This is a genomic window from Bacteroides sp. ET489 (genome assembly GCF_030518095.1).
Lineage (GTDB): Bacteria > Bacteroidota > Bacteroidia > Bacteroidales > Bacteroidaceae > Bacteroides > Bacteroides ndongoniae.
Map to the genome: position 1 here is coordinate 1 of NZ_JAULLJ010000074.1, position 5,296 is coordinate 5,296.

Consider the following 5,296-nt stretch of genomic DNA (forward strand, 5'->3'; position numbering starts at 1 on the left):
TTCCAGTAACTCTATGTAACGGGTTTTGTCCACATAGTAATAGTCCTCCGATATAAGCCGGGGGAAGTCCGATAATCCGTATGGCAGCTTCTTCATGACGATGATGTTTTATCTGATTGATGCAGAAGCAAAGATAGTGGAAAGCATGGGAAAAACAAAACTGAAAATAAAAAAGCCACTCCTATAGGAATGGCTTTCTTGCAGATGGAATGGAAAAGGGGGGAGCTTATTCGGCAATCACACCGCAACCGACCAAGCGCTCTACCCACGAACGAGCGTCGGCTTCGGCACGGGAACGGTCAATTCCAAAATGAGTCACCAATACTGAAGCAGCATCCGCCAATGTAAAATCGCGTCCCTGCAACTCGTTCCATAACAGCAGTGCTGTAGAATTGAGTGAAATCACTTTGGTCATGTCGGCATGTATGGCACCTTGCCCCACAATAATGTTTTCGCCAGCTATTTGGCGAACTTTATACGTGTCTTTTATGTGCATAATTCAATAATAATCATTTGTATATATTCAGCGGACAAAAATACAGATATTTTTTTATAATCGAACGTTATTTCGAAAAAAGAATTGATAAAACATGCACTTTATGCTATATTTGCACCCCAAACTGAAATAATCGACTGCTAATATGACCATATTACAAAAACAATTCTTTGCATTGGTACGTTCGGGACTGTGGGGAAACGAGGTTGACGCCACATTGTTTGATGCTTCAACTGATTGGGCTAAAATCTACCAGTCGGCACGTAAGCAAGCACTGTTGGGCATTGTGTTCGACGGTGTACAAACTTTGCCTAAAGAAAAACAGCCCCCTCGTAATATCTATTTGCAATGGTGTAATGCGATGCTGCATATCGAAGAAAACAACCGTGTGCTAAATCGCGAATTAGCCAATGTATATGCCCTGATGCGTGAAAATGGTATAGAACCGGTACTAATGAAAGGACAAGGTGTGGCGCAGAATTATCGCTATCCATTGCATCGGCATTGTGGTGATATTGATTTGTATATCGGTCCCGAGAATTATGAAAAAGCTAATGCACTGTTGCGAAAGGAATCAACATGCGAGCATGAAGAGAACTATAAACATACCAGTTTAACTTGGCATGGCATAACGATAGAAAATCATCAAATTTTAACACAACTCAGTGCACCAGCAGCAGATCGGCGTTTACAAGCAGAAATCAATCGGTGGCACGAAACCTCTGAATGTCGTAAAAGGTTAATTGGTAATGTTGAAGTAACGCTTGCTCCTTTACCTTTTGATACTGCTTTTGTGTTAATCCATTCAGTACAACATTTCTTGAACGAAGGAATTGGACTTCGCCAAATATGTGATTGGGCTTGTATGCTTCATGCTCAACGTGATTTACCAGGAAAAGAAGAAATTGCATTGCTACTTAAAAGTTTTGGTTTAGAAAAAGCTGCAAGAGTGTTCGGAGCATTAGCTGTACGTTATTTAGGACTCTCTATAGACGTTCTTCCTATTGTATATCAACAGAAGGATATACAAACTGCAGATTGGCTGCTCAATGACGTTTGGCAAGGTGGGAACTTTGGACAATATGATGAGGAACGTAAAAAAAGACCAAAAGGTTATTGGCAAGGAAAATGGTATACTTTTTCACGTGCACTTAGTCGTTGCCGTGAGTTAGGTGCTTTAGCGCCAGGAGAGGCACGTTGGTATCCATTAATATTGATGAAGCATTCTATGCAGATGCAGTGGAAGAAACGTTTTTCGGGAAATTCTTCACCGCATGACTAAAGAAATCATGTAAAGTCGTTATTTATTTTTAATTGTAAAAATCCATTTATTTCCTAACTGAGATATTGGAATATATTTAATAATCTTTTCCCCGTTTCTTGATGAAAATCTAGAGTCGGGGATTTTTATTTATATATCTTGACATACTCTGAGATATTGGTGTCAATTTGAAGTGTCATAGTCACTCTGTTTGTCGCCCTTTTGTATTCCATTTATTCATAATATCAATCTTTTACGACATTTGCTATTGGTGACAAGTTTCAGTGTCAATCTGTTTTATATTGTTAGAGATTTACGCTAGTTGGATATATAATTATTTATATATCAGAATATTATATCCTATTCAAACACTTTTCTATTACTCCTATATTTCATCTTATATAGAATCATTGGACTTATATAGATCTGATTATCAACAAAATACCATCGAAACCTATTTAGGAATATAAGTTAGTTACTTTGCAGCCTGAATTATGCACTGTTGCGTAGTGTGATAATATGCAGATATACAGAGAATTAGCATAATTCAAATGAATAAAATCCGAAGATAAATCAAACAGCAAAAAGAGGTTGGAATTTACACCTTATTATATATGGGGAATGGCTCGATACAAGAAGAAAGGACTTACGATAATTTTCATGGCTTAACAATATACAGCGTGCGATACGCTAAAGAAACTTAAACTTATAATAAGGTATGTCGCACCACATGCAATAGTAACTGAACAAAAACGAGAACGAAATACTAATAAACATTAATTTATTTACTAACAATTAAAAACTAAAATTATGGAAATGGAAAAGTTTTATGTAGCTCCGGAAGTGGAAGTTCTGGAGGTAGCTATTGAAAGAGGCTTCGCAGGAAGTACAGATGTTGACCCGGGTGAAGGTGGTGGAATCTAATTAAATTGTATTAATAATTATGAATATGAAAACAAAAGTAATTTTTGCGAGCGCATTGGCTTTGCTTGCTGCAAGTTGTACCCAAAATGAAATGGAACAACTTGAAAAGAGCCAATATAACGGAAATGAAGGAATTTCTTTCGTTGCCACCATGGATGAGGGTGCAACTACAAGAGGAGATTTCTCTCAATCTACATCACAATCTGGTAAAGTTAATTTTGATGCAAACTGGTTTGCCGATAAGGACGTTATTGGTGTATTTTATAAGGCTGGATCTCTTGTTGAACCTATGACAGGAACACTACAGGCAATTAACGGAAATAGCTGGGTTGGAAAGCAAGAGAGTGGTTCAGAAGCAAGAGCATATAAATTTAGAGCTTCTGCATCAGGAACAACAGGCTACTTTGTTGCAGATTCAGGTAATGATATGTTGGCATTGACTGGATCATGGAATGAAACAAATAAGCCAACTTTCCGCGTTTACTATCCATACTCAGCAGCAGAAAGCCAAAATTTTGTATCAGAAACAAATATCACATTGCCGGCAATTGGTAACCTAACTCAAACAACTACTGATGGTGTAGGTGTCATGGAGAAGGTATTTATGGTTTCTGAAAGTACAATCGCTAACGATGTCGTATATGATGAGAATGACAATTCTATTGCAAAAAATAGACTCGCTTTGAAATTAAAGCGTGTAAATCCGATTGTATATTTCCAACTCAAGTTGAATAATCCTTCGGAAAATATAGAAAATGAGATCTATAAGAGAGATTATCCAGCTAACACATTTGATGATCGCTATGGCGTTTTAAAATCTGTAAAACTTGAAGCTCTTGGCTCTGCTACTATTTCTACAGGAAGTAATCTGACATTTAATACTGATGCAGCGTGGGATATTGCTGCAGAAAACGTATATGATGGTTTTGTGGAAGGTACTTATGGAGCAGCTCCTAGCGCAACAACTAATGTAAATAATTTGAGTTGGAATGACAACGCAACAGTCTTTATGCCTATTGCAAATGTTAGTCGTGAAGCATTCCGTGATGTTGATGAAAAAGAAAATTTAAAAGCAACTTATACTTTCGATAAAATTACTTTCGAAAAAACAGCCGCAACTGATAAAGATTGGGATGTTAATAATGCAAATAATCAACAGTGGTATTCATATCCAGCTGAAGGTGGTTACAAACTCTATGAAGACAATTACACTGTTTACATGAAAGGTAGCGACTATGTTCTTGAGATCAACAAAGACTTTGATCTTGCTGATGCTTTTGATGTTTCCGATAATGTTGTTAATATTAAAAAAGCTAATGGCGATCCTATCAATAAAATAGACATCAAACATTTTGTATCTAAAGTAGCTTTGAATGATGATGCTGATTATGCATTCATCCGTTCATTGAGCAACTTAACCAACATCACTATGTTGGCAAATACGGAAATTGCAGCTGGTGCTTTCTCTGATTTGAGTAGTCTTGTATATCTGAACCTGCCGAATGTAACAACAGTTGGTGACAATGCATTCCCTAACAATAATTATACAGATGTATACATGGGTTCTTACAACTTTGAGGATGTTGCTGAAACCAACCAGTTAGCAGTCCGCAATACTTTGTTGAAGGCTGGATCACTTGTAAAGGCTGATATCTCTGGCGTTAAAACAATCGGTGTTCTGTTTGTACAAAATCAGTATCCGACATTTATGAACTTTACAAAATTGCAAGAAATTAAAGTTCAAGATAATGTAACATTAGCAACAGCTGCGTTTAGAGGATGTGAGGCTTTAACTAAGGTTGATGGAACTGTTGTACTTAATGCAACATCTAATAGTCAGTTTGCAAATTGCGTACAGTTGGCAACTATTAATATCAATGGAACCGTAATACCTGAAGCTGCATTTAGTGGATGTAAATTATTAACAACAGTTAGCAATGGCACTGATGCCGTAGTTCCGTCTTACATTGGTGAAAGTGCATTCGCACAGACTAAGTTGTCAGACATAGACCTTTCTGCTGCTACAACTATTGGTAAGTCTGCATTTGAAGGATGTGAATCATTAACTGGTGGTGATGATAATACTTTAGTTGTAAAAGTAGCACAACATATCTCTGACAGAGCATTCTATGGATGTAACAAATTGCAAAACATTACATTCGAAGCAGCGACTTCTATTGGTGCTGATATTTTGAATACAGCAAGTGCAATCAAGAAGATTGAATTTAAACAAGTGTTTAAACTTAATACTACACAAACTAAAGACGTATGGTGCTTCGGTTCTGTAACTAACACAAAACAATTGTTCTGCCACAAAGATCAACCGGGCGTTGAATTCCCGATTGGTGGAAGTCCTAAGATCACCCTTACTAATGAACAAGGTGGTGCAACTTATTCATATACATTTATGTCTATCGATAAGAAATATGGATATCAATAAATGGTAAGCTTGTAATAATAATCAGGGTCACTCATACTGGGTGGCCCTGTTTTATTTTTGCGAAAAGGAATCTAATAAACCCTTCATTTTCCCTAGCTAGCTCCCCAAAGCCCCCCAGTTACCAAAATATTTTTTCCCAGTTAGCAAAAAAAATCCTCCCTCAAAAACACACTAT

Annotated in this window: 4 protein-coding genes; 2 read left to right on the top strand and 2 right to left on the bottom strand. The window is 37.0% G+C overall.

Annotation, left to right across the window (positions count from 1 at the left end):
* A partial coding sequence (locus tag Q3C19_RS17705; RefSeq protein ID WP_302731131.1) for an AAA family ATPase occupies positions 1 to 96 on the bottom strand: 96 nt, incomplete at its 3' end.
* A gap of 130 nt (positions 97 to 226) precedes the next feature.
* A complete protein-coding gene (locus tag Q3C19_RS17710) occupies positions 227 to 496 on the bottom strand; it encodes a PqqD family protein (protein ID WP_022161597.1) in 270 nt (89 codons plus the stop codon).
* A gap of 145 nt (positions 497 to 641) precedes the next feature.
* On the opposite strand from Q3C19_RS17710, the gene Q3C19_RS17715 reads away from it, so the two are divergent.
* Positions 642 to 1,778, top strand: a complete 1,137-nt coding sequence (locus Q3C19_RS17715) for a nucleotidyltransferase family protein (protein ID WP_071150419.1) — start codon at positions 642 to 644, stop codon at positions 1,776 to 1,778.
* Positions 1,779 to 2,700: 922 nt separating this feature from the next.
* Entirely contained in the window at positions 2,701 to 5,121 is a 2,421-nt protein-coding gene (locus Q3C19_RS17720) for a leucine-rich repeat domain-containing protein (RefSeq protein ID WP_302731129.1), read from the top strand.
* Positions 5,122 to 5,296 lie beyond the last annotated feature (175 nt).